Annotated in this window: 19 protein-coding genes; 4 read left to right on the top strand and 15 right to left on the bottom strand. The window is 75.9% G+C overall.

Annotation, left to right across the window (positions count from 1 at the left end):
• The 4 genes from ABZ493_RS13020 to ABZ493_RS13005 form a co-directional block, all read right to left on the bottom strand.
• Positions 1-227: NAD(P)-binding protein (locus ABZ493_RS13020; protein WP_430582583.1), on the bottom strand; the 227-nt coding region annotated here is incomplete at its 3' end.
• Positions 228-240: 13 nt separating this feature from the next.
• A complete protein-coding gene (locus tag ABZ493_RS13015; RefSeq protein WP_430582582.1) occupies positions 241-2,121 on the bottom strand; it encodes a glycosyltransferase in 1,881 nt (626 codons plus the stop codon).
• 10 nt (positions 2,122-2,131) lie between these two features.
• Positions 2,132-4,012 (bottom strand): glycosyltransferase, encoded by a 1,881-nt coding sequence (locus tag ABZ493_RS13010; RefSeq protein ID WP_430582581.1) that lies wholly within the window; start codon positions 4,010-4,012, stop codon positions 2,132-2,134.
• 82 nt (positions 4,013-4,094) lie between these two features.
• Positions 4,095-6,026, bottom strand: coding sequence for an N-acetylmuramoyl-L-alanine amidase (locus ABZ493_RS13005; RefSeq protein WP_430582580.1), 1,932 nt, complete (start codon positions 6,024-6,026; stop codon positions 4,095-4,097).
• Positions 6,027-6,183: 157 nt separating this feature from the next.
• Between ABZ493_RS13005 and ABZ493_RS13000 the strand changes: the two genes are divergently transcribed.
• Positions 6,184-7,539: a SpoIID/LytB domain-containing protein gene (locus ABZ493_RS13000; RefSeq protein ID WP_430582579.1), complete on the top strand. Its 1,356-nt coding sequence runs from the start codon at positions 6,184-6,186 to the stop codon at positions 7,537-7,539.
• Positions 7,540-7,575: 36 nt separating this feature from the next.
• On the opposite strand, the gene ABZ493_RS12995 is transcribed toward ABZ493_RS13000, so the two are convergent.
• Both ABZ493_RS12995 and ABZ493_RS12990 read right to left on the bottom strand, forming a co-directional pair.
• A complete protein-coding gene (locus tag ABZ493_RS12995; RefSeq protein WP_430582578.1) occupies positions 7,576-7,764 on the bottom strand; it encodes a hypothetical protein in 189 nt (62 codons plus the stop codon).
• Positions 7,761-9,200, bottom strand: a complete 1,440-nt coding sequence (locus ABZ493_RS12990) for a phosphomannomutase/phosphoglucomutase (protein WP_430582577.1) — start codon at positions 9,198-9,200, stop codon at positions 7,761-7,763. Before ABZ493_RS12990 ends, ABZ493_RS12995 begins: the two co-directional genes overlap by 4 nt.
• A gap of 104 nt (positions 9,201-9,304) precedes the next feature.
• Here ABZ493_RS12990 and manA point away from each other — a divergent pair, with 104 nt between their 5' ends.
• Entirely contained in the window at positions 9,305-10,513 is a 1,209-nt protein-coding gene (manA, locus tag ABZ493_RS12985) for a mannose-6-phosphate isomerase, class I (RefSeq protein WP_430582576.1), read from the top strand.
• Positions 10,514-10,540: 27 nt separating this feature from the next.
• On the opposite strand, the gene ABZ493_RS12980 is transcribed toward manA, so the two are convergent.
• On the bottom strand, positions 10,541-10,897 hold the full coding sequence (locus tag ABZ493_RS12980; protein WP_429764601.1) for a DUF3499 domain-containing protein: 357 nt from the start codon (positions 10,895-10,897) through the stop codon (positions 10,541-10,543).
• 119 nt (positions 10,898-11,016) lie between these two features.
• On the opposite strand from ABZ493_RS12980, the gene ABZ493_RS12975 reads away from it, so the two are divergent.
• Entirely contained in the window at positions 11,017-11,529 is a 513-nt protein-coding gene (locus ABZ493_RS12975; protein WP_430582575.1) for a metallopeptidase family protein, read from the top strand.
• 117 nt (positions 11,530-11,646) lie between these two features.
• On the opposite strand, the gene ABZ493_RS12970 is transcribed toward ABZ493_RS12975, so the two are convergent.
• From ABZ493_RS12970 to ABZ493_RS12960, 3 genes are all read right to left on the bottom strand, one after another.
• Positions 11,647-13,392: a DUF5719 family protein gene (locus ABZ493_RS12970; protein WP_430582574.1), complete on the bottom strand. Its 1,746-nt coding sequence runs from the start codon at positions 13,390-13,392 to the stop codon at positions 11,647-11,649.
• The gene (locus tag ABZ493_RS12965; RefSeq protein ID WP_430582573.1) at positions 13,389-16,766 is read right to left on the bottom strand and encodes a glycosyltransferase; all 3,378 of its coding nucleotides are present in this window, start codon (positions 16,764-16,766) and stop codon (positions 13,389-13,391) included. Before ABZ493_RS12965 ends, ABZ493_RS12970 begins: the two co-directional genes overlap by 4 nt.
• A gap of 88 nt (positions 16,767-16,854) precedes the next feature.
• Positions 16,855-17,193 (bottom strand): WhiB family transcriptional regulator, encoded by a 339-nt coding sequence (locus tag ABZ493_RS12960; RefSeq protein ID WP_430559888.1) that lies wholly within the window; start codon positions 17,191-17,193, stop codon positions 16,855-16,857.
• 161 nt (positions 17,194-17,354) lie between these two features.
• Here ABZ493_RS12960 and ABZ493_RS12955 point away from each other — a divergent pair, with 161 nt between their 5' ends.
• Complete coding sequence (locus ABZ493_RS12955) at positions 17,355-18,119, top strand: TIGR03089 family protein (RefSeq protein WP_430582572.1); 765 nt, start codon at positions 17,355-17,357, stop codon at positions 18,117-18,119.
• An 83-nt stretch (positions 18,120-18,202) separates the two neighbouring features.
• Here the strand turns inward: ABZ493_RS12955 and ABZ493_RS12950 are convergent, their stop codons facing one another.
• The 5 genes from ABZ493_RS12950 to ABZ493_RS12930 all read right to left on the bottom strand — a co-directional run bounded on the left by ABZ493_RS12950 (position 18,203) and on the right by ABZ493_RS12930 (position 24,129).
• Positions 18,203-19,018 (bottom strand): class I SAM-dependent methyltransferase, encoded by an 816-nt coding sequence (locus ABZ493_RS12950; protein ID WP_430582571.1) that lies wholly within the window; start codon positions 19,016-19,018, stop codon positions 18,203-18,205.
• Positions 19,019-19,110: 92 nt separating this feature from the next.
• The gene (locus tag ABZ493_RS12945) at positions 19,111-20,106 is read right to left on the bottom strand and encodes a lysylphosphatidylglycerol synthase domain-containing protein (RefSeq protein ID WP_430582570.1); all 996 of its coding nucleotides are present in this window, start codon (positions 20,104-20,106) and stop codon (positions 19,111-19,113) included.
• The gene (locus tag ABZ493_RS12940; protein WP_430582569.1) at positions 20,103-21,272 is read right to left on the bottom strand and encodes a glycosyltransferase; all 1,170 of its coding nucleotides are present in this window, start codon (positions 21,270-21,272) and stop codon (positions 20,103-20,105) included. Before ABZ493_RS12940 ends, ABZ493_RS12945 begins: the two co-directional genes overlap by 4 nt.
• Positions 21,269-22,363, bottom strand: coding sequence for a glycosyltransferase family 2 protein (locus ABZ493_RS12935; RefSeq protein WP_430582568.1), 1,095 nt, complete (start codon positions 22,361-22,363; stop codon positions 21,269-21,271). Before ABZ493_RS12935 ends, ABZ493_RS12940 begins: the two co-directional genes overlap by 4 nt.
• Positions 22,360-24,129 (bottom strand): DUF2142 domain-containing protein, encoded by a 1,770-nt coding sequence (locus ABZ493_RS12930; RefSeq protein ID WP_430582567.1) that lies wholly within the window; start codon positions 24,127-24,129, stop codon positions 22,360-22,362. The genes ABZ493_RS12935 and ABZ493_RS12930 overlap by 4 nt, the downstream gene beginning before the upstream one ends.
• Between the last annotated feature and the right edge of the window lie 20 nt (positions 24,130-24,149).

Raw genomic sequence — 24,149 nt, 5'->3', positions numbered from 1 at the left:
GACGTGAACCGGTTGACGTACTCCCACACCCGCTCGTTCGACGTGTGGAACAGGTGCGCCCCGTACCGGTGCACCTCGATCCCCGTGTCCGGGTCCGTCTCGCTGTACGCGTTGCCACCGAGATGGTCACGACGATCGATCATGAGCACCTTGCGCCCCTGCTCGGCCATCCGCTCCGCGACGGTCAGGCCGAAGAGCCCGGTGCCGACGACGACGAGGTCGGTCATGCGTTCCTCCTGGTCAGGGGGTCGGTCGGTCGGGCTCGTAGCCGCCACGCAGACGGGTGTACGCGCGGTACCCGGCCTTGCGCGCGGATTCCGGCACCACGCGGTAGCCGGCGCGCACCACGACGTTGCGCACCATCTGCGGACCGGTGACGAAGCCCTCGGCGCGCAGGGTGCGCTGCAGCGCGAGCTCGGACGCCAGCAGCCGCCGCCCACCGCGCCGCGCGTACGCCCCGGCGCCGACGCGGTACAGCACGAGCGGCTCGACGACGTTCTCCGCGTCCGCGCCGCCCGCGATCATGCGGGCGAAGAGCAGGTAGTCCTCCATGAGGTCCAGGTGCTCGTACCCGCCCGCGGCGGCGACGGCGGAGCGCCGGTACACGACCGACGGGTGGTTGAACGGGTCGCGGAACCGCGCGGTGGTCGCGATGTCGGCGCCGGTGGGCGGCACGCGCACCATGCCCGGCGCGTGCTCGTCGTCGTCGAACTCCTGGATCGCGGACCCGACGATGTCGCACCCGGCGGCCACGAGCGGCACCTGCACGGCGAACCGCTCGGGCCGCGAGATGTCGTCGGCGTCGGCGCGCGCGACGATCTCGTGCTTGCACGCCTCCAGGCCGGCCTCCAGCGCGCTGGCGAGGCCCACGTTCTTCTCCAGCGGCACCAGCGTGACCGGCACGGGGGTGAGCTCGTGCAGTCGGGCGAGCACGGCGGCGACGTCGTCGCCCACGGGCCCGTCGCGCACGACCACGACCTCGTCCGGCCGCAACGTCTGGTCGCGCGTGACGGACAGGAAGCTGCGCTCCAGGTGCCGCGCGTCGTCGCCCGCGTACACGGGCAGCAGCACGGAGAACCGGCGGTCGTCGAGGGGGCCGCGGGTGACGACCGGCGCGACGGACGCCGCCGCCGTGCGGTCGGCCGGGCGCTCGGGCGCGTCCTTCTGCCCACGCTCGACGCGCGCGACGCTCAGACCGGCAGGCCCGACGCCGGCGAGCACCTCGTTGTCGGCCCGCGGCCGGCGCACGAGACCGTGCCACAGCCCGCGTCCGCCGGCCTTGAGCAGGGTGCCCCGGTCGGACGAGCGCGCGACGGTGCGGGCCCAGCGCCGCAGCGTGGAGCCGCCGTAGAGCAGCCGCTCGGACGGCGCGAGCGCCGCCGACCGCGTGAACGTCCACACCTTGTTCCGCACCTCGTAGTAGAAGCGCGGGCCGGGGTCGTGGTCGGTGCCGACCAGGCGTGCGGTGCGGTGCTCGACGACGCTGCCCGGCACGTACAGCCCGGTGCCGCGGCGCAGCAGGCGGGTGGAGTACTCGAAGTCGTCGTTCCAGATGAAGAAGTCGCTGACGGGCAGGCCGTGCTCCCGCACCGCGTGCGCGTCGACCAGCATCGACACGAACGACATCGACCGCACCGGCATCGCGCCGGCGGCACGCGCCCGCGCCAGCTCGGCGGGCGACGCCCCCGGGCGGCTGCGGGGCGTGTTCATCGGGTGGTCGCTGCCGTCGGTCCACACGACGCGGCTCGCCATCGCGGTGACGTCGCCGGCGTAGGCGTCGCGCGCGCCGAGCAGCGCCTCGAGCGCGGTCTCGGTGGGGACGGTGTCGTCGTCCATGAGCCACACGAGGTCGGCGGCAGGTCCGGCGGCACTGTCCGCGACGGCGGTCGCGAGGCCGACGGCGAAGCCGCCCGCGCCGCCGGTGTTGCGCTGGAGCGCGACGACCTCGGGGGCGCTGGCGTGCGACCGGGCGACCTGCAGCGCGTCGTCGGTCGACGCGTTGTCGACGACGACCGTGCGGTCGACCGGCCGGCTCTGGGCGGCCAGGGCGTCGAGGGCCGCGCCGAGCAGCGCGGCCCTGTTGTACGACACGACGACCGCGACGACGGTGGGAGTGGACATCCCGCACATCCTAGTGGTGCTCGACGGGGCGCTGGTGCCTGCCGTGGGCGGCGTCGTGCGCGGCCACCGTGGCGCGGGAGAAGGTCGCGCGCCACGTCGCCGGAGCCGCCAGCGCCGGGGCCGCGGCGCGCCAGCGGCGGGACACCGCGTCCCACCGCACCGCCAGGCGCAGGTGCGCGGTCACCGTCGCGCCGGCCAGGCGCCACACGCGCCGCCGGTCGTGACGCAGCCAGGTCCCGGACGCGCCGTCGCCCGCCAGCACCAGCACGGAGTCGTGCTCGGGCACCTCCCACCAGGTGGCCTGGTCGCGGCTCAGCGCGCTCCGCGGCATGCCGCCCGGCGCCCGGCGGAGATTGCGCGTCAGGCCGCGCAGCGTCAGACCGACCAACGCCCCGACCGAGGTGGGCTTCGGCCGGACCGGCGCCGTCCAGCGGCGCGCGAGCGCGCCGTCGAACACCGGGTCCCCGGGCCGGTACACCGTGGTCTCGGGGTAGGCCGCGCCGACCGCACGCGACGCGGGGACGACGTCGCCGAGCCCCGCGTGCAGGTCGCCCGGGCCGGCGAGCAGGTCGCGCAGCGCCCGGACGTGCAGGTCGACCGGGTAGTAGCGCATCCCCAGCAACAGCTTGAGGTCGGTGGCGAGCAGGCTCGCCAGGAGCAGGCCGGCGCGGGGGCGGCGGGCGTGCAGCAGCGCCGCGATGATGCGGTTGCGCACGTGCACGTACGCCTGCCACTCGACCGTGTCGTCCTTCTCGGTCCACGCCACGTGCCACAGCGCCGCGCCCGGAAAGGAGACGGTGGCGTGCCCGGCGTCGCGGGCCCGCAGCCCGAACTCGGCGTCGTCCCACTTGAGGAACAGCGGCAGCGACAGCCCGACGTCGCGCAGGACGGCGGTCGGGACCAGGCACATCCACCAGCCGTTGAAGTCGCTCTCGCCGCGCGCGTGCAGCCAGGAGGTGTCGCGCAGCGGCGCGGCGGCCAGGTCGTGCCACTGCTGGCTTGCCTCGGGCGGACCCCAGTTGAAGTCACGCTCGTGCACCACCTCGCTGAACGAGTTGAGCACCGTGGGGCGGTTCAGGTCGAGCATGTGCCCGCCCACGACGACGGGCTGACGCGCGGCGCGGTGGAACCGGATCGCGCGCAGCAGCGCCTCCGGCTCCACCTCGACGTCGTCGTCGAGGATCAGCACGGCGTCCGCGCCGTCGCGGTCCAGCGTCTCGAGCATGCCGCGCGAGAAGCCGCCGGAGCCGCCGAGGTTGCGCTGCTCGATCACCGTGAGCTGGTCACCGAGGGCCGCGGCGACCTCCGGGTAGTCGGGGTGGTCGACCAGGCGGCGCGTGCCCTGGTCCACCACGAACACCGTGCCGACCGCGGCGCGGAGCGCCTCCGAGGACGCGACCCGGCGCAGCGTCGCGACGCAGAACTCCGGCTTGTCCATCGTGGTGATCGACAGGCACACGTCACCGGTGCGGCGCGGGGCGACGTCCACGAGCCACCGCCCGTCGGTGACCACGGCGCCGCCGTCGCCCGCGTCCACCTCGAACCACAGCCAGCCGCCGTCGGACCCGCCGGACACGTCCACCTCGAGCGCGACCGACCCCCTCCCGTCGACCGGCGACGTGGCCACGACCACGGCAGTCCCCCGCGCGTCCGACCGCACGAGCCGCACGGTGCCGGCACCGGTGACGTCGACCTCGAGGCGCACGGCCGCGACTCCCGCCCAGCGCACCCAGTACGACGTCGGGAACGCGGAGAAGTACGCGGCGAAGCCCTGGGTGGCGCCCGCGGGGACGCGGACGGCGCCGTCGTCGACGACGGCGGGCCCGTCCTCGAGCGCCAGGGATCGACGGTCGGGCGGGAGCGTGAGGATCAGCTGCTGCGCGAGATGCACCGCCCGACCCTAACGCGCCCGCCGGTCGGGTCCGACGCGTCGAGCCGGTCGGGACGGGACCCGACCGGCTCGACCTGCGGCGCTACCAGCGCACCAGGGCGATCGAGCTGACCCGCACCTTCTTGCCGTCGCCCACCTTGCGCAGCGTCACGGTGCCGTCCTTCATCGACGGCAGCGTGTAGCTGAAGACCCGCGACCCGTTGCTCGGCTGGCTGAAGTCGAGGGTCTTGTAGACCTTGCCGCCCACCAGCACCTGGAGCTTGCCGTCAGCCGGGTTCGTCGCCCCGCGGACCACGACCCTCCGCACCTGGTTCGCACCGCCGAGCGCGATCGTGGCGCCCGACTTCGAGGTCTGGAAGGCCTTGTCGGCGTAGTAGTTGCTCGCTGTGACCTTCTTCCAGCCACTGGAGAGCTTCCAGCTGTTGGAGTGCACGGGGCGGCTGGTGCGCACGAGCGTGCTCATCGGTCCGCGGACGCCGTTCTTGGCCACCGCGCGGACCGCGAGGTCGCGGGAGTAGTTGGAGCTCGTGCTCACCGTGACCGACAGGTTCTTCGTCTCGTGCACGACCATCCGCCAGTTGTTGGTGCTGGGCATGTCCGAGGTGAACCGCGCCGAGCGCGACAGCACCTGGTAGTAAGCCGCCCCCGGCACCGCCTTCCACCGGTAGGTCACCGTCTTGCTCCACTGCACCGGGGCCTGCGACGACGTCGGGGCGACCCGGGTGGGCGCCTTCACGGGTGACCTCGACGCCCCGTACTTGGCGATCGCCGCCTTCTTGAGGGTGTGCGCCTTGCTGCGGATCGTGCCCATCTTGGCCGCGAGGTACCTGCCGGGACAGGCCGTCTCGTTCGTGGTCCGGTGCATCAGCACGGTGGGCACCGTCACCTTGGACCCGGGCTTGGCACGCGTCCCCGACCCGGTGCTGCCCCCCGTGGTGAGCGTGACCTTCCCGGTCGTGTCGACGTCGTCGATGTACGCCTTCCAGGCCACGACCTTGCTGATGGAGCTCAGGAGGGCGCTGCTGGGCTGCGCCGTCTCGAAGTTGCCCATCGCCGAGACCCCGACGGTGCCGGTGTTGTAGCCCCCTGCCTGGGCGCCGACCGGGTTGTCCGTGTTCGCGTTCTTGCGCCCCTGGAAGACGTTGCCGTACTTGTCCACGAGGTACTGGTAGCCGATGTCCGGCCAGCCCCGCGACTTGGTGTGGTACGCGTAGATGCCGCGCACGAGGGCCGCCGACTGGCTCTCCTTGTAGCTGTTCGTCCCGGCGGTGTGGTGCACGTAGATCGCCTTGAGCTTCTTGGAGTACTCGGGCCACGAGCCGCCCAGGGACTCGTCCGCCCCCCAGGCGGCGCGGGACACGAGCTTGGGCCTGATCTCCATGCCCGTGCCGGCGTCCGCCGACGACGCAGGCCGGCTGTCGTCGCCGATCGCCGTGTCCGCCGCGGAGGTACCGGGGTCGACGAGGTCCGCCTGCAGGTCGGGCGGCGCCGCCCCGTCCGCCGTCCGCACCCGCACCTGGACGCCGTCCGCGCCGGTGGAGACGAGCGGTTCGGTCCCGGCGCGCGCGTCCGCGAACTCCTCGCTGCTGGTGTCGAGGTCGTCCTGCGCGTCCCCGTCGATCCCGAGCGACTGCCAGTCGGTCCAGGCGCCGTCCTCTCGGACCCGGACGGCCACCTCCGTCACCTCGGCGTCCGTGTCCGCGTCCCACGTCACTCCAGCCACGAGGAAGTCGTCGGTCGAGGTCTTCGTGGTGAGCGCGGCGAGCTCGCCGTCCTCGTGCCCGGTGTCCTCGTCCTCGTGGCCGACCGGTGCGCTCAGCGCACCCTTCTGCGCCTTCGCCTCGCGGTCGACCCCCCGCACCGCGAGGTTCTCGACGTCGGGGGCGACCGCGTGCGCCTCGGGCGCCGGGAGCGTGACCGTAGGGACGACCACCCCCACGGCCGCCAGCGCCACGACGGTCGTCGTCGTGACGAGGCCGCGGAGGGCCGCTCGGGCCCTGGTTCGTGTCGTCATCGTCATCTCCGCTCGTCCTGCACGGTCGCGCCGGGCACCTGACCCGCACGACGATAGGGACGGATCGGACGTCCGGCACCTCGAGACCGGCGGGCTGCCCGGTCAGGGATTGCCTCGACGGCTCCGGGGGCGCACGCTGAACAGGGGGGGTATGACGATGACGCACGTGCTCTCGGCCCACGTGGCCCACGGTTCGGTCCGCCGGCGGCGCACCCGACGACGGTCGCTCGTGGCCGCCGTCGTGGCCGCCGTGCTCGCGACGGGCGGAAGCGTCGTGGGCGCGACGTCCGCCCAGGCGGCGGTGCCCTCCTCCTTCACCCTCACCGGCTCGGGGTACGGGCACGGGGTCGGGATGCCGCAGTACGGCGCGTACCAGATGGCGCGGCAGGGCAACGCGAGCTGGGACGTCCTCACGCACTACTACAGCGGCTCCGCGGTCTCGACGAAGACCACCACGGGCAACAACATCCTGGTCCAGGTCTACGGCAAGGACCCGGCCGGGCGGAGCGGCTACGGCGACACGTCGAAGACGACGTCGGTCACCGTGACCGGCGGCAGCTGGCGCCTGCTCGACGCCGCCTCGAAGACCCTGGCGTCAGGCACCGGCACCACGAAGCTCGCGGTGACCGTGGTCAGCGGCGGGAAGGCCCGCGTCACGGTGGGGGGCAAGACCTACGACGACACGATGCTGCGGATCAACTGGTCCGGTACCCGCTACTACCAGAGCACGGGGGCGACGGCCGTCGCGACCGTCGCGGGCGCGCACGGGTCCTACAAGCACGGCCGGCTCACCCTCACCTCGAAGGGCGGGCTGCCGAACCTCACCAACGACGTGCTCCTCAACACCGAGTACCTCTACGGGATCGCGGAGATGCCGTCGTCGTGGGGCCTGAACGGCGGGCTGTCCGCGCTGGCCGCGCAGGCGATCACGGCGCGTTCGTACGTGATGACCAAGGCGGTCGACGACGACTGCCGGTGCAACGTCGTCGACGACGTGCGCGACCAGTACTACACGGGCTGGAAGAAGGAGTCCGAGGGCACGGACGCCAGGTACGGCAAGGTCTGGAAGAAGGCCGTGGACGCCACCACGACCAGCCGCACGCAGGCCCGGGTGCTCACCTACGGCGGGGTCCCGGTCGTGACGCACTACTACTCCTCGAGCGGCGGGCGCACCGCCGACTCCGAGGACGTCTGGTCGTCCGTGGTCCCGTACGAGCGCTCGGTGTCCGACCCGTACAGCAAGGCCGCGCCGGGCAACTCGTACGCGTCGTGGACGCGCAAGCTCACGCAGACGCAGGCACGCGCGCTGTTCGGCCTGACCGACGTGGCGTCGATCAAGGTCTCGGCGAAGTGGACGAGCGGTCAGGCCCGCACCCTCACGGCGACGTCGTCGAGCGGGAAGACCGCGACCGTGACGGGCAAGGCCGACACGATCCGCTCCACCGTGGGCAAGCGCACCACGGCGGGGTCGATGCCCGCCGCGTGGATCACGAAGATCACCGCGGTGGCGTAGGTCCCCGGGCGCCGGGCCGGGTCACGCCGGATCGGGTCACAGGGGCCGGGCGTCGCTCTCCAGCAGCACGGGGACGCCGTCGCGCACCGGGTACGCCAGGGGCCGCTCGGGGTCGGTCGAGCGCAGCTCGGGCTCGCCGCCCGGCCCGACGGCGTCGACGAGCTCCGCGCCCGTCACCGGGCAGCGCAGGATCGAGCGCACCCACGGGTCGATCGAGCTGGTCATGCGTCCTCCGTCCGCACGAGCGACAGGACGTCGTCGCGCACCTTCGTCATGATGTCCTCGTCGGCGGCCTCGACGTTGAGCCGCAGCAGCGGCTCCGTGTTGGACGCGCGCAGGTTGAACCACCACTGCGGGTGGCCGTCCCAGTGCGCCACCGTGAGGCCGTCGAGCGTGTCGACGTCCGCCTGCGGGTAGGCGGTCGCGTACGCCTCGCGCACGCGCTCCGTCGCCGCGGCGGCGTCCGCCACGGTCGAGTTGATCTCCCCCGACGCCACGTACGGCGAGTACATCTCCGCCAGCACCGACAGCGGGTGCGGCTGCCCGCCGAGCGCGGCCAGGACGTGGAGCGCCGCGAGCATCCCGGTGTCGGCGAAGAAGAAGTCGCGGAAGTAGTAGTGGGCGCTGTGCTCGCCGCCGAACACGGCGTCGTGCTGCGCCATCTGCGCCTTGATGAACGAGTGCCCAACGCGGGTACGCACCGTCGTCGCGCCCGCGGCCTGCAGCAGGTCGGGCACGGCGCGGGAGGTGATGAGGTTGTGGATCACCGTGGGCGTGCGGCCCGCCTCGAGCTCCTTCGCCACCTCGCGCAGCCCCACCAGCGCCGTCACGGCCGAGGGCGACACCGGGTCGCCGTGCTCGTCGACGACGAAGCAGCGGTCGGCGTCGCCGTCGAACGCGAGGCCAAGGTCGGCGTCGTGCTCGACGACGGCGGCCCGCAGGTCCTCGAGGTTCTTCGGGTCCAGCGGGTTGGCCTCGTGGTTGGGGAAGCTGCCGTCGAGCTCGAAGTACAGCGGCACGATGTCGAGCGGCAGCGCCGGCAGCCCCGCGGCCGTGCCCAGCACCGCGGGCACGGTGTACCCGGCCATGCCGTTGCCGGCGTCCACCACGACCTTGAGCGGCCGGATCCCTGACACGTCGACCAGGCCGCGCAGGAACGCGGCGTAGTCGGCGAGGGTGTCGACGTCGGAGACCGTTCCAGGCGTCGCCGCGTCGTCGTCGGAGAGGTCTGGCGACGGGTCGTCGAGGAGCCGCTGCGCGAGCTCGCGGACGTCCGCCAGGCCGGTGTCCTGCCCGACGGGCCGGGCGCCCGCGCGGCAGAGCTTGATGCCGTTGTAGACGGCGGGGTTGTGCGACGCCGTGAACATCGCTCCCGGGGCGTCCAGCGCGCCCGACGCGTGGTAGAGCCCGTCCGTGGAGCACAGGCCGATCCGCACGACGTCGACCCCGGCGGCGGTGACGCCCGCGGTGAACGCGTCGACCAGCTCGGGCCCGGACTCACGCATGTCGTGCCCGACGACGACGCGCGTCGCGCCCTCCGGCACCGCCACGACCCGGGCGAAGGCCGCGCCGATCGCGCGGGCCACGTCCGGCGAGAGCTGGTCGGGCACGGTGCCGCGCACGTCGTACGCCTTGATGATCTGGGCCAGGTCGATCGTCACGACCCACAGCGTACGTGTCCGCCACGCCCCGGGGCGGGTGGTTCTGCGGGCGGACTTCCGGCCCGGGCGGCGCCGCGGGCGCGCGCGTGTGGAAGGGTGGTCCCGTGCCCGAGCTCTACCCGCTGGAGAACACCGTCCAGCACGCCGACTGGGGCTCGCGCACGCGGATCCAGCGACTGCTGGGCACCGAGCCCGACGGCACGCCCGCCGCCGAGCTGTGGCTCGGCGCCCATCCCAGCGCGCCGTCGCGGGTGCCCGGCGACCGCTCCCTGCTGGAGCTCGTGCGCTCGGCCCCGGACGCGATGCTGGGCCGCCGGGTCGCCGACGAGTACGGGCCCCGGCTGCCCTACCTGCTCAAGGTCCTCGCGGCCGAGCGGGCGCTGTCCCTGCAGGTGCACCCGAAGCCGCACGCGGCGCGCGCCGGGTTCAACCGGGAGAACCGTCAGGGCCTGCCCCCGGGCGACCCGGGCCGCTCGTTCCACGACGACCAGCACAAGCCCGAGATGGTCGTCGCGCTGACCGAGTTCGAGGGGCTGGCCGGGTTCCGGGCGCCGCGCGCCGTCCTCGACCTGCTCGACGGGCTCGACGGCGACCTCGTGGACGCCGTCCGCGCCGTCCTGCTGGGCGACCGCTCCCCCGGCGGCGTCAAGGCCGCGTTCTCCCGCATCGTCGCCGCGCGCCGCGACGCGCGCGCCGCCGAGGACGTCGCGACCACCGTCGCGTCCGTCGCCGCACGACTGGCCGCAGGCTCGCCGTCGTCGCGCGCCGACGCGACCGTGCTCCAGCTCGCGGAGCAGCACCCCGGTGACGCGGCGGCGCTCGCGTCCCTGCTGCTCAACCGGGTCACGCTCGACCCCGGCCAGGGCCTCTTCCTCCCCGCGGGCGAGGTGCACGCGTACCTGTCCGGGCTCGGGGTCGAGATCATGGCCTCGTCGGACAACGTGCTGCGGGCGGGCCTCACCTCGAAGCTCGTCGACGAGGCCGCCCTCGTCGAGTGCGCGTCGTTCGTGCCCCGGCCGCCGCAGCCGCCCCGCACGCGGTCCTCCGGCGCGCGGGGCCAGGTGACCATCTACCGGGCGCCGGTGCGGGAGTTCGCGCTCACGGTGGCCGACGTCGACCCCGCCGAGGACGTCGACCTGCCGGCCGAGGGGCCCCGCATCGTGCTGTGCCTCTCCGGCGACCTCAAGCTCACCGCCGACGGATGTCCCGCCCCGGCGACGCTGCACCGCGGTGGTTCCGTGTTCGTGCCGCACGCCGCCGGGGAGGTCAGGCTGTCCGGCTCCGGGCACGCCGTCTGCGCGTGGGTCCCCTGAGGGGACCGTGCGAACGACCGGGGCGCGTCAGTCGGCCTCGCGCAGCACGCGCAGGTGGCCGCGACGGGCGGTCTCGGTGACCGACGACGGCTCCCCCGCCGGCTCCTGACGCACCCGCCCCGCCTCGCGGACGGCCTCCGCCAGCGCGGACAGGTCGTCGGGCGACGGGGCCGGCTCCTCGAACGCGGGCGTGAGGCGCACGACCTCCCACCCGCGGGGCGCGGTCAGCCCTTCGGCATGCTGGGCGCACAGGTCGTAACTGTGCGGCTCGGCGTGCTGCGCGAGCGGACCCAGCACGGCCGTGGAGTCCGCGTACACGTACGTGAGCGTCGCGACGGCGGCATGCGTGCATGCCGTGCGCGAGCACTGCCTCACCGATCTCACGCGGGGAGAATACGCCGGGGTGGGGGGCGCGTGCGCGGGGCTCGCCGGTCGGGACGGGTCGTGACCGCACCGTGACCCCGGCTCCCGCGCCGCCGCCGGCCGCGACATAGGCTCGACGGGTGCACCACGCCCCGAGCCCCGAGCACCACCCCGAGCGCGATCCCGAGAGCCGCCCCGAGCACGGCTCCACTGCCGGTCCGGCTCCCGCCCCCGACGAGGTTCCGCCGGTCCGCCGCCGCGACCGCCGCGGCCGCGGGGTGCGCGGGCCGCTCCTGCCGCCGGGGATGCCCGCGTACCGCACCCGCGCGGAGCAGTTCGACGACCTGGTGCTCGACGTCGTCGAGCTGCTGCAGCGCCGCTGGGGCCCGCAGCTGTCGGGCACGGAGTTCGCCGTCGAGGACGTCCCGCCGTCCGAGCCCGCGCCGTGGGAGTCCGACGGCGTCCCGCTGGGCCGCTGCTTCCCCGCCGAGTCCGGCCGGCCCGCGCGCGTCGTCGTGTACCGCCGGCCGGTGGACTTCCGCGCCGCCGACGACGCCGACCGCGCCGACCTCGTGCGCGACGTCGTCGTCGAGCAGGTGGCGCACCTCCTGGCCCGCACCCCCGAGGAGATCGACCCCGGCTACGACTCCTGACCGGCGACCTGTCAGAGCCACATGGGGGTAGAGCACGTCCTGGTTCTGACAACTCCCCGGGACCGGGAGTTGTCAGAGCCAGGACGGGGTATGGCGGGACGTGGGTCTGACAGGTCGTCAGCCGGCGTCGACGGTGCGCACCTCGACGGCACCGGGCGTGGTGACTGCCGAGGTCGGCGCGACGGCGGCCAGCAGCGTCCCCGGGGCCGCGGTGCCGTCGTCGGCGCGCAGGACGGCGGCCCACGTGACGGCCAGGTCGGCGGTGCCACCGTCGGCGCGGTCCACGCTCACCCCGGCGGGCAGCTTGCCCTCCGCGACGACGTCGCCGAGCGCGACGGACGTCGTCGCCCCGGCGGCCAGGTCGACGTCGCGGCGGCCGATCTCGGCCCCCGACGCGTCGTAGGCGCGCACCGTGACGGGGATCGAGCCCTCGGGGTCGGTGTCGGGGCCACGGTCGGCGGGGACCGCGGCCAGGGCGAGCTGCGTCGTGACGCCGCCGGGCACCCCCAGCTGGCCCGCCGGGCCCGCGCCGCCCGACGCGCCGACCGGCTGCGCCGCCGACCACGCCACGTCGTACGGCGTGCCGCCGACCACGGCGTCCTCCGGCTGCTGGCCGGGCTGGTCGGCGCGGGCCGCGCCCACGACCGGCACGTCCGCGTCCACGACCACTGTGTACGCGCCCTCGGGCAGCCCGCCGAGCGGCACGTCCGTGACCACTCCGGGCTCCAGCCCGACCTCGTCGGCCCCGCGCAGCACCACCGGCCCGGACGGCCCGTACACGGTGACGCGCGCCGTCCCGCCCTGCTCGCCGGGCGCGAGGAGGCGCAGCCGCGGGGCGTGCGGGTCGTCGACCGCCTCGCCCCGGCTCAGCACCGCCCCGACGGCGAGCGACTCCCGCGGCGACGCACCGGCCGTCAGCAGGTCGACCCCGGCCGGCAGCAGCCCGTCGATGGCCTGGGTCTGCAGGCTCGCGTCGACCCGGGCCCCGGCCGCGCGCACGTTGACGGCGAGGCGGCCCTGCTCCGGCGCGACGGACTCCAGGCGCGTCGTGACCTGCTCGTGCGGCGCGACGGTGAAGGTCCCCTTGCCGCCGAGGGCCACGGAACCGCCCGGCCCGTACACGTCGAGGGCCACCGTGGCCGGCTGCTCGGACGGGTTCTGCACCGTGAGCGTCGCGGTCGAGCCCACCTCCGTGCTCCCGCCCACCAACCACTGCGACGTCGACGGCGCCGTGCAGGCGCCCACCCCGAGCCCGCGGAGGTCGCCCTGCGTCGTGACCGACCCCATCGCGCCGGCCGCGCGGAACGGCTCGTCGGCCACCGGCGTCGCCCGCAGCACGCGACCGGTGCTCACGCCTCCCTGCCAGGCGGCAGCGGCGTCGCCCGTGGCGAGCGGGAGCGGGTCCTCGCCGCCGAGGGCGGTCGTGCGCGCCCCGTCCCGTGCCCCGCCCAGGACGAGAGCGCCCAGGCCGCTCGTCGTCGGCACCGGCGTCGCGTCGAACTGCTGGTCCCCCACGTCGGCGCCCTCGGGCAGCGCGACCGGCGGCGGGCAGACGAGCGTCGCGTCCGCCGGCTGCACCCCGACGGTGCGGGTCCCGGCCGCCACGGCCTGCTGCTCCGCGCCCGTCCACGACTGCGCCCACTGGTCGCCCAGCACCGCCACGGCCGCCAGCGCTCCGACGGCCGCCACCCCGGTGACCGCCGCCGCCGTCGCGCGCACCCCGCGCCGCACCCGGGTCCTGCGCACGTCCTGGCCCGCCCCTCCGGTCGTCTGCGTCGTCGCCTGCGTCGTCTTCCGTCTCGGCTTCCGCTTCGCCGGCGGCGTCGAGGGCTCCTGCGCCGGCCGCTCCTCGCGCGCCGTCATCGTCCCCGCCGCCGTCCGACCGGCAGCGCCAGCAGCGCGTGCACCAGGAGCACCAGCCCCGCGGCGGCGAGCCAGGCGGTGCGGTGCGGCGCCTCGAACGACACCCGCACGTGGCCCGCCTCCGCGCCGACCGCGAACGCCTGGGTCCCGCCGGCCTCCACGGCCGGCAGCCGACGCCCGTCGAGCGTCGCGTGCCAGCCGGGGTCGGCCGTCTCCGCGAGCCGCAGCGTGCGGTCCTCGCTGCCCTGGGCGAGCCGCCCGCCGGCGCTCGTCCCGTCCGACGGCACGGTCCGCACGGCGTCCCCCGGCGCGAAGAACGGCCCGGGCGCGTCGGCCTCGCCGGCGCCGTCGCCCTTCAGCACGGTCGCCCAGCCCGGCGCGGGACCGTCGGTCGTGACGCGCCAGACGAGCGGGCCCTCCTCGGTCACGCGCGCGAGGCCGGGCACGAGGTCGAGCGTGGTCGCGAGGTCCGCGTCCCCGCCGGCCGGGACCTGCACGGCGCCGATGCCGAGCGCCGCGAGCCGGTCCACGACGTCCGTCGCGCGGCCGGTCGCGACCTCTGCCACGACCTGGTCCAGGAGCGCGGTGTCGGTGCGCTCCGCGCCGCCGACCAGGCCGGCGGCGCGCGCCCGCACCACGGTGGAGGAGTCCTCGAGCCGGGTACCGTCCGCGTGCAGCAGGGCGTAGTCGACCACCGCCGCGCCCGAAGGTTCCGCCTCGCCGCCCGGCTGCACCCGGCCGAGCTGCAGCACGCGCGCCGACCGCGGCGGCTCCTGCATCTGCGTGCCGACGGCGGGCACCACGCCCGTCTCGGCCGCCCGCAGGTCGCCCACCGCGCCGCCGCCGGTCGAGCCGAGCGCCCACGACGCGAGCTGCGCCACGGGAAGCGCGAGGGCCACGACGGCGACCACCACGACGCCCGCGGTCGCGGTCCGACGCGTCCGTGCCTCCCGGACGACCGACGGGGCCGTCGGCACCCGCCCGGTCGAGGGCAACGCGCAGATCGCGGCGGAGCCCAGGGCCAGCAGCAGCACGGAGAGCCCCACCCCGGGCCAGCCGGTCACGCTGGCCGCCGTGCCGTCGGCCGCGGACCCGCTCGCCACGGCGGTCGCGACGGCGAGCACCGCCGTCGTCAGGCCCGCCGCCCCGGCGAGCCACGCCAGGCGCACCCCGCGCACCGCCCGCGGGCGCACCAGCGCGACGGCCGCGAGCACCAGGACGGCGCCGCCCAGCAGTGCGGGGGCGATCACGGCGGCACGCCCGAGCGCGCCGTCGGTCCCGAGCCACGGCTCGAACCAGGCGGTGTCCCCCGGCAGACCGAGCAGGAGCTCCACGGCCGTGGGCGCGCCGGACGCGACCGTCGGGGCACCGGACTCGGCGACCAGCAGCCGCCACCCGCCGTCCGACCAGGAGCCCAGCACCTCGCCCCAGAACGGCAGCGGCACCACCACGGCCGGCAGCAGCACCAGCAGCAGCGCGCGCCACGCGCGACGCACCAGCAGCGCGCCGACCGCGACCAGCACCACCGCGACCGGGAGGAGCACGGGGGCGGCGCACACGGCGACGGCCAGCAGCAGACCCGCCGCGCCCGCGGCACCGAGGGACCCGCGGCGGCGTCCCGGCGCGGGCGCGACGTCGCGCGCGTGCACCCCCACGGTGCGCAGCACCGCGACGAGCAGCCACGGCAGCGTGAGGTGCACGACGACCGCGCCGAGCCGGCCCGAACCGAGCGACGCGAGGAAGCCGGGGGCCGCCGCCCAGGCGAGCGCGGCCACGGCCCGCACCACGACCGAGCGCGTCAGGGCGCCGGCCGCGAACCAGCCCCCGAGGGCGGCCAGCGGCAGCGCGACCAGGACCAGCGCGTTCACCGCCGTCTGGAGGCCGCCGCCCGCCAGCACGGCGAACGCGGTGAGCGGCATCAGCAGGGGGTCGGCGGGCGCGCGCACGCCGAGGCCGTCGCGCACCCAGCCCGACGTCGCCGCCGCCCACACGTCGCCCACGGTGCCGGGCGCCGGCAGCAGCCCGCCGCCCACGACGCGGCCGCCGTCGGCCAGCACGCCCTGCCAGGGACCGAACAGGGCGACGTCGAGCGCGACGACGGCGACGACCACGACGGCGAGCACCGTCCGGCGGGTGCGCCCGAGCCGCCGCAGGTCCGCGCGCTCCAGCTCGCTCGGCGCCCACCGGGCGCGCTGCGCCTCGGCGCGGGCCAGCCGCGCGTCCCGGCGCTCGCCGGCCACCTGTCGCCAGGTGCCGCGCAACGGCGTCAGGACGCGGCGCGGCAGGCGCCGCGTGCGGGCCGCGCGCCGTCGGGCGCGGTACAGCGGCACCAGGCGCAGCGCGGTGACGACGGCGGCGACGAGCTCGTCCCGGGCATGGGCCGGACGCTTGAGCGCCAGCCGGTACATGGCCGCGAACGGCGCCCACAGGAGGGTGGCGAGCCAGACGAACGGCAGCAGCGGGAGCGGCGCCTCGACGAGGCGCAGGTAGAGCAGGCTGCGGCGGCGGGCGTAGCGCGACGCCTCGAGGTCGGGGGTCGGGGCATCACGACCGCGCAGCCCCAGCAGCGACGCCTGCGCGTGCTTCACGACCGCGTCGGGCACCACGACCACGCGGTGCCCGGCCAGCCGGGCCCGCCGGCACAGGTCCAGGCCGTCGCCGAAGGGCCCCAGCTCCGGGTCGGTACCGCCCAGCTCGGCCCAGACGTGCGCCCGCACCAGCGCCCCGGCGAGGCCGACGGCGAGCACGTCCTCGCGCGCGTCGTGCTGCCCCTGGTCGATCTCTGTGTCGTCGATGCCGGTCATCCGGCGCCCGAGCGGCGAGACCGTGCTGCCCACCTCGACGAGCATGCTCGCGTCGTCGGCCGGTGTGCCGTCGGCGGCGACGGGCCAGCGGCGCTGCTTGCAGCCCGCCACCGCCACCGCGCTCGAGTGCTCGACGGCGCGCAGCAGGCGGGACAGGGCGTCGGGGTCGGGCGCGGAGTCGTCGTGCAGGATCCACAGCCAGCCGGCCTCGGGGACGCCGACGACCTCCTGCGCGCGGTCCACGGCCTCGCCGAGGCTGCGCACGCCGGCCGCGGTGACGAAGCGCGCGCCGCCGAGCCGCAGGTCGGGGTGCGCGGTGGTCTCCGCGGCGCCGACGTCCACCACCACGACCTCGTCCGCGGCACGCTGCTGGCGTGCGAGCGCGTCGAGGGTGGCGTCGAGGAAGCGCGTGCGTCCGCGGGTGACGACCACGGCGGTCACGGTGACCACCAGAGGGACGGCCCCGGTGCCGTCGAGCGTGCGGTCCCCGGCGGGCGCGACGGCGACGGTCGCGCCCGCGGGGGCGACCTCCCCGCCGGGGCGGGCTGGGATCGGGTGCGCAGAAGTCATCCTGCCCGCCATGATGCGACGGGCCCCGATCCGGTCGTGGGATATCCGTCCCGAGCGTGTCGGGCCGGACATCTCGTCGAACCTCGGGTCAGACGGCGCGGCGCTTCAGCTTGCGGCGCTCACGCTCGGAGAGCCCGCCCCAGATGCCGAACCTCTCGTCGTTCGCGAGCGCGTAGTCCAGGCACTCGGCCCGGACCTCGCAGGACGTGCAGACCTTCTTGGCCTCACGCGTGGACCCGCCCTTCTCCGGGAAGAAGGCCTCGGGGTCCGTCTGGGCGCACAGCGCCCGTTCCTGCCATCCCAGGAGCGTCTCGTCGTCGGTCGTCGTTGCGTCGCCGAACAGCGGGAGAACCGGCGCCACGCGCTCGGGCTCACGGCCGACGTCTGACGGGAAGACCCCCCGGTCCCCATCGAGCAAATTCCACATGGCGTGCCCCTCCATGCCGTTCTCTAGGGAAACTGCATACCTGGAATTACACGCGTGTCCTTCGGAGGCGTCAAGTCGAAATGTGCTAGTGATTGCGATCTCCACTGCCCATTCACATGCGCGGCGTCCTGTGCTAGCGGCCCCCTCGTAGGCTGACCTGCGTGAATCCCCCCGCCGCGGCCGGCCGCACCCCCACGACGATCTCCCAGGTCCTCGATCTTGTCCTGTCCGACCCGGGGCGGCCCCGCCTCACCTGGTACGGCGACGGCGGCGAACGCGTCGAGCTCTCGGGCGCCGTCCTGCAGAACTGGGTGAGCAAGACGGTGAACCTGCTCGTGGAGGAGTTCGACGCCGCACCGGGCACGGTCGTGACGCTCGACCTGCCCGCGCACTGGCGCAGCGTGCTCTGGGCGCTGGCCGCCTGGCGCTGCGGCGCCACCGTGCAGCTCGCGGGAGACGCCCCCGCGGCGGGCGGCGACGTCGTCGTCACCGCGCGGCCCGACGCCTGGGCCGACCTGCTGTCCGGGCCGGGCGCCGCCGACCTCGTCGCCGTCGCCCTGCCCGCCCTCGCGCGGTCGTTCGACGGCGACCTGCCGCCCGGCGCCGTCGACGCCGCGGGCGCCGTGATGACCTACGGCGACGTCATCGGGTGGGCCCCCGAGACCGACCAGGGCGCCGTGGCGCTCGACGACGGCTCGGTGGCCGGCTCGGTGCCGTTCAGGGATCTGGTGCCCGGCACCGGCACTCCCGGGGCCCGCACGTTCGTGGACGGCGCCCGACCGCTCGGCACCCTGCTGCGCGAGCTGCTCGCCGTCTGGGCCGCCGACGGCTCGGTGGTCCTCGCCTCCGCCGCCACCGCGGCCGAGCTCGCGGCCGACCCCGCCCGCCTGGACCGCCTGCGCGAGACCGAGCGCATCACGGCCTGACGCGAACCTGTTGTGGGCGCTCGTGTGGCGTCGTTCCCCCTCGCGATAGCGCCGATCGAGCGTCCACAACGCTTCCCCGTGGCTCAGGAGGCGGCGCGGCCCCAGGCGACGAGCCCGGTGCCGGTGCGCGGGAACGCGCGCTGCGCGACGCGGAACGGCCACGTCGCGGCGGCCACGAGCGAGCCCTGCGCGGACGTCGACGGCTGGAAAAGGCGCCCGCTGCGCGCGGTGCGGTCGGCGGTGCTGCCCTCCTCGCGCAGGCCGGGCCGTCGGCGGGCGAGCTGGTTGCGCGCCGCCTCCAGCGCGTACCCGAGCGGGACGCCGTACAGGCGCAGGCCGACGTCGGTCAGGCCGGCGTCGCGCAGCAGGGCCACGAGGGCGGCCGGGTCGTAGCGGCGGAAGTGCCCGACGGCCTCGTCCATGGGGCCGTACCGGCGCTGCCAGGCCGGCGTGGACAGCAGCAGCGTGCCGCCCGGTCGCAGCCGCGCGGCCCACTCGCGGAGCGCCGCGGCGTCGTCGTCGATGTGCTCGATCACCTCGAACGCGCACACGAGGTCGAAGCGCTCGGCGGCGGGCAGGGAGTCGAGCGGTCCCTGCACGACCGTGCCCGGCACCCCCGCCTCGACGAGGCGCTGCTCCGCGGTCCGCGCGCTGTCCGCGTCGAGCTCGACGCCCGTGTACGCCGCGGCGCGGGCGGCGAGCCGGACGCCGACGGCGCCCTGACCGCAGCCCACCTCGAGCACGCGCCCGGCGGCGCCCGGCAGCAGCGGTTCCACGACGTCCCACCGCAGGCTGCCGTACAGCGTGAGCGGTGGCAGTGCAGGGGCGGGGTTCGGCACGGGCGTTCCTTCGTCGTCGACGGCTCGGGCGGTGGCACCAGCGGCGTGCAGCCGCTTCATGGTCGGCCGGGGCCAGCCTGCCAGCACGTCGGCCGTGGCGGCGCCACGCCCCGCCGAGCTGGCGGCGCCACCCCGTCGTCAGGCTCGGGTGCCTACCTCGGCCGGGCGAGCGCGCCGAGGCCGGCGAGGGCGAGGTCGGCGAGCGTCACCAGGACGCGGCTGACCAGCACCAGCAGCAGCACCGCGGCGTGCGGCAGCGCCCCGGCGAGCACGGCGAGCAGCACCAGCTCGCGCGCCCCAGCGCCCGCGGGCACGACGACGACGAGGAAGCCGACCACCCAGGCCAAGGCGTAGCCGCCGACGGCGAGCGCGGCGCCGCGCGCGTCGGCGGGCATCCCGAGGCCGACGGCCAGGACCCACACCTGCGCCCCGGCGAGCAGCCACCCGGCCACGGACCACACCGTGGCGGCGCCGAGCCCCCGCCAGCCCAGCGGGCGGTCGAGCGGGGGCCGGCGCGCGACCCGCAAGGCCCACGCGACCAGCCGGTTGAGCACCGGCGGCAGCAGCACGACGGCGACGGCGGGCAGCACCCACAGCAGCGGCCCGGCGGCACCGAGCGCGCCGGTCGCGACGAACGGCAGAGCCACCAGCCCGACGACCGCCCCGGAGACCACGCCGACGAGTGTCGCGACCGCCGTCGTCGTCACGGAGGTGCGGCGCGCGATCCCGTGGTCGACGCCGAGCTCGGCGGCCGCGACGACGTTCCACACCCCGCCCGGCACGTACTTGCCGAGCTGGCTCAGCCCGAACACCCGCAGCGCGACCCGCAGCCCGGTCGGGGCGCCGAGGTCGGCGAGCACGACGCGCCACGCGGCGAACGTGCACAGCACGAAGGCGACCGACAGCACGAGGGCGACGACGAGCCGCTGCCAGGAGAGCTCGGCGGCGGCCCGCGCGAGGTCGTCCCCCGCCGCGACGACGGCGTACACCGCGAGGCCGAGCGCGAGAACGAGGAAGCCCCAGCGCACCCACGGCGACCGCAGCACCGCGAGCGCCCTGGTGAGGAGGCTCGCTCGCCCCCCGGGGGCGGCGCCGTCGGGCCCGGCTGCGACGTCGCCCGCGGTCTCGTCCGCCGGCTCGTGGGTCATGGCCGGACCCCGCGCGCCGCGAGCAGCCGGACCAGCGGGGCGACGACGGCGGTGGGCCGGGCGAGGCTGCGCCCGGCCGCCGCGCGGGCGCGCGCGGCGGAGAGCGCGGCCGGGTCGCGCAGGGCGAGCAGCCGGTCCGCGAGCGCCGTCGGGTCGGCGGGCGGGACGAGCTCCAGGTGGTCGCCCAGCAGCCGCCGCTGCGGCTCGGTGTCCGACGTGACGACCACGCAGCCGGACGCGAGGCCCTGGAACACCTTGTTCGGCACGACGCGCAGCCCCTTGGGCGTCGCGGAGAAGATCCCGAGGCAGACGTCGTGGGCGGCGACGAGGGCGGGCAGGTCGGCCGGCTCCACCCAGTCGCGCCACGTGACGCCGGGCGTGCCGCGCAGCCGGTCCCGCACCGCGGGCAGGTCCTGGCCGGAGCCGACGAGGGTGACCTCCAGCCCGCGCCCGCCCTCCTCCGCCGCCCGGGGCAGCGCGGCGGCCAGCGCCTCGGCGAGCACGTCGGTGCCCTGCAGCGGCGTGAACAGGCCGAAGAACACGACGCGCAGCGGCCGGTCCGCGACGTCGCGGACGTGGCCCGTCCCGGTGCCGGTCCCGGCTGTGCCGCCCGCGTGCGCGGCGTCGAACCACGCCTGCGGGGCGCCGACGGGCACGACGAGTCCCCGGCGCGCCCGGGAGGGCACCAGCTCGCCGAGCATCCGCAGGTGCTCGGGGGTGTCGAGGAGGACGACGTCCGCGCACGACGCGGCGAGCCGGTCCAGGCCGCGCAGCAGCGTGACCCGGGCCCCGCGCGCGCCGCGGTCGGCGGCGGTGTCCCCCGCGAAGACGAGGTGGTCCAGCAGCACCGGCGTCCGCCCGAACAGCAGGCGCGCGAGCGCGACGTCGAAGTGGCCGAGGTACCCGACGAGCACCGCGTCGGGGCGGCCGTGCGACCGCCGGTGACGCACGACGTCGCCCACGAGCAGCGCCCAGCAGCGCAGCAGCCGCACGAGCAGGCCGGGCAGGCGCCACGGCTGGCGCAGCATCCGCACCCGCTCGGCGGTGCTCAGGCCGAGGGGCCGGTCGAGCTCGTGCACGGTGTACCCGTGCGCGCGCAGTCCGGCGACGAGCACGCCGACGCGCGGGTGCCGGGCGGCGTCGTACGTGCCGAACGCGACGATCACGCGTGCGCGTCCTCGTCGTCCCGCGCCTCGCGGCGGTCGGTATCGAGGTCGGTGTCGCGGTCGGCGTCGTCGGCGTCGCCGGCGTGGTCGGCGTCGAGGTCGGTGTCGAGGACCGGATCGCCCGTGGTGACGAGGGCCGCGTCGTCGGACCGTGCGCCGTACTGGAGCTCCTTCAGCCGCTCGAGGGTCTCCTCGGCGAGCGTGCGGTTGGTGCGCAGCAGGTCGGCGATGACGAGCAGCGCGAGGCACAGCAGCGCGCCGACGAGCATCGCGCCGGCGAAGACGAGCGACTGCACGTGGCCGCCGGCGTCCCCCTGGGCGAGGAAGACGAGGAACCGCACGGCGGGCACCGCCGCCGCGACGAAGAACACGGCGAACAGCGTGAGGAACACCAGGTGCGGGCGGAACATGATCGCCGAGCGCACGATGGCCCGCCCGGACCTGCTCATGTGCTGCCAGATGTTGTCGAACAGCCGCGACTCGCGCGTCTTCGCGTTGGTGGTGATCGGCAGGCTCGCGATCTGCAGGCGCTTGTTCCCCGCCTGGATGATCGTCTCCATGGTGTAGCTGAACTGCGTGACCACGTTGAGCCGCAGCAGCGCCGCGCGCGAGTAGGCCCGGAACCCGCTCGCCGCGTCGGGCAGCGACGTCCCGGCCGCGGCGCTCACGACGCGGCTGCCGAACCGCTGCATCCGCTTCTTGAACGGGGAGAAGTGCTCGATGGTCGCGGTCTGACGGTCCGCGACGACGATGTCCGCCTCGCCCGCGACGATCGGCGCGACGAGGTCGCCGATGCGCTCCGAGGGGTACTGGTTGTCGCCGTCCGTGTTGACCACGACGTCGGCCCCGTGCGCGAGGGCGTAGTCGACGCCGTCGCGGAACGACCGCGCCAGCCCCCTCGTGCTCGTGTGCCGCACGACGTGCCGCACGCCGAGGCGACGCGCGACCTCCGCCGTGCCGTCCGTCGAGCCGTCGTCGACCACGAGGATCTCGACGCTGTCGAACCCCTCGACCTCGCGGGGGATGGTCGCGAGCACGAGCGGGAGCGTCCCGGCCTCGTCGAGGCACGGGATCTGGACGAAGAGCTTCATCGCGCATCCTTCGGGGCGCCGGGGACCGCCGGCGGCAGGGTGCCGGGGACCGGGTCGTTCGACGACGCCGCGAGTCTACGGGGCCACAGGAGCCCGGCGACGAGGCCTCCGAGCAGCGCGACGGCCGCCACGGCCAGCAGGGCGACGAGCGCGGGCTCGGGCAGCGGGCTCCAGGCCAGCCACCGGTCCACGGCGTCGCCGACGGTCTCGCCGGGGCCCCGGTAGAACGCGCCGAACGCCCAGACCAGCCCGCCCACGGCCGCCGCGAGGGCGAGCGTCACGACCACGGGCACCCCCCGCGCGAGGCGCCGGTCCGACCGCCGCGCGAGCTGCCAGGCGGCGATGGCCACCGCCGTCGCGAGCGCCGCGACCCCGCCGAAGACGTACCGCCCCTGGATCGCGACGAGGCGGCCGGTCTCGGCGTGGAAGTCCCACGCGTTGTAGGCGACCCCCGCCGCGAGCGCGGCCGGGGTGAGCAGCACGACGACGGCCGTGCGGCGCGCCCCGGGCAGGACGAGCGCCACGAGCCCCGCGGCCATCAGCGCCACCGTGCCCCAGACGACCCACGCGCCGGCGACGTGCACCTCGAGCCACGACAGGTTGCCGAAGAACGACTGGGCGAGCCGGCCCGCGATGATCGACGGGACGTCGGCGTCGGGCACCGTCGCGAGGATGGTCAGCTCGCGGGGCCGGCCGACGGGCTGCACGGCGCCGAGGGTGACCACATTGCGCACCCACCACCATCCGCCGACGGCGAGCGTCACGCCGCCGGCCACGGCGAGGCGGCCGAGCCGGCCGGGCCACCGGCTGCCCCGCGCGAGCGCGTACGCCGCGACCACCATCGGCACGGCGAACGCCAGCATCACCTTGGTGAGCATCCCCAGGCCGAGGACGACGCCGATCGCGACGGCCACGCGCCAGCGCAGGTCGCCCGTGACCACCCGCACGGAGAGGTAGGTGGCGGCGGCGCACGCGAGGACGACGAGGGCGTCGTTGTTCACCGCCCCCATCACGTGCCCGAGCTGCGGCAGGAGGAGGGGGAAGGCGCCGGCGACCAGCCCCGCCGAGGGTGAGCCGGTGGCCCGTCGTGCCGACTCGGCCGCCAGCGGCACGACGAGCGCGAGCAGCAGCGCGTCCAGGAGCCGCAGCGCGAGGGTGATCTGGTCCCAGCGGGCGTCGGTCAGGCCCATCGCGTGCAGCACGCCGGCGCCGAGCGCGTAGTACAGCGGCGGGTGCTGCGTCATCTGGTCCACCTCGGTGCCCGACGACGCGTCGCCCAGCGCGCCCGCGGCGTCGAGGCGGGTGCGGTCCTCGCGCGGCACGGGCACGACGTCGACGAACTGGCGGGCGTCCTCGCGGTGGCGCCACCGGCCGGGCAGGTCGGCGGGGTACGCCGCCTCGTCGACCGCCTGCGCGATCGCCGGGGAGAAGTAGCCGTCGCCCGGCGCCGGCCACCCGCCGCCGTACGCGATCCGCAGCACGCTGTTGACGTGGTTCTGCTCGTCGGGCGAGCGGAACATCGGCGTGACCACGGCCCACACCACGGTCCACGCCGCCACGGCGAGCGCGAGCACGGCGACGGCGCGGCGGTAACGGCGGCCGGCACGGGGCCGCGCGGGTGCCGTGCGGGGGTCAGGGGTGCCGGTCGCCGCGGGGGCCGGGCGCGCGTGCGGCGTCGTGTCCGTCACGAGCACAGTGTCCCCCACGGCGTGCGCGCCGGCTCCGCGCCGCCGCGCCTCGGCCACGAGGGTTCGCCTGGTCTTCACCCGCCGTCCCCCGGCGGGTC

This window comes from Isoptericola sp. NPDC019482 (assembly GCF_040632295.1).
GTDB lineage: Bacteria > Actinomycetota > Actinomycetes > Actinomycetales > Cellulomonadaceae > Isoptericola.
This window is presented reverse-complemented; position numbering and strand designations above follow the sequence as displayed.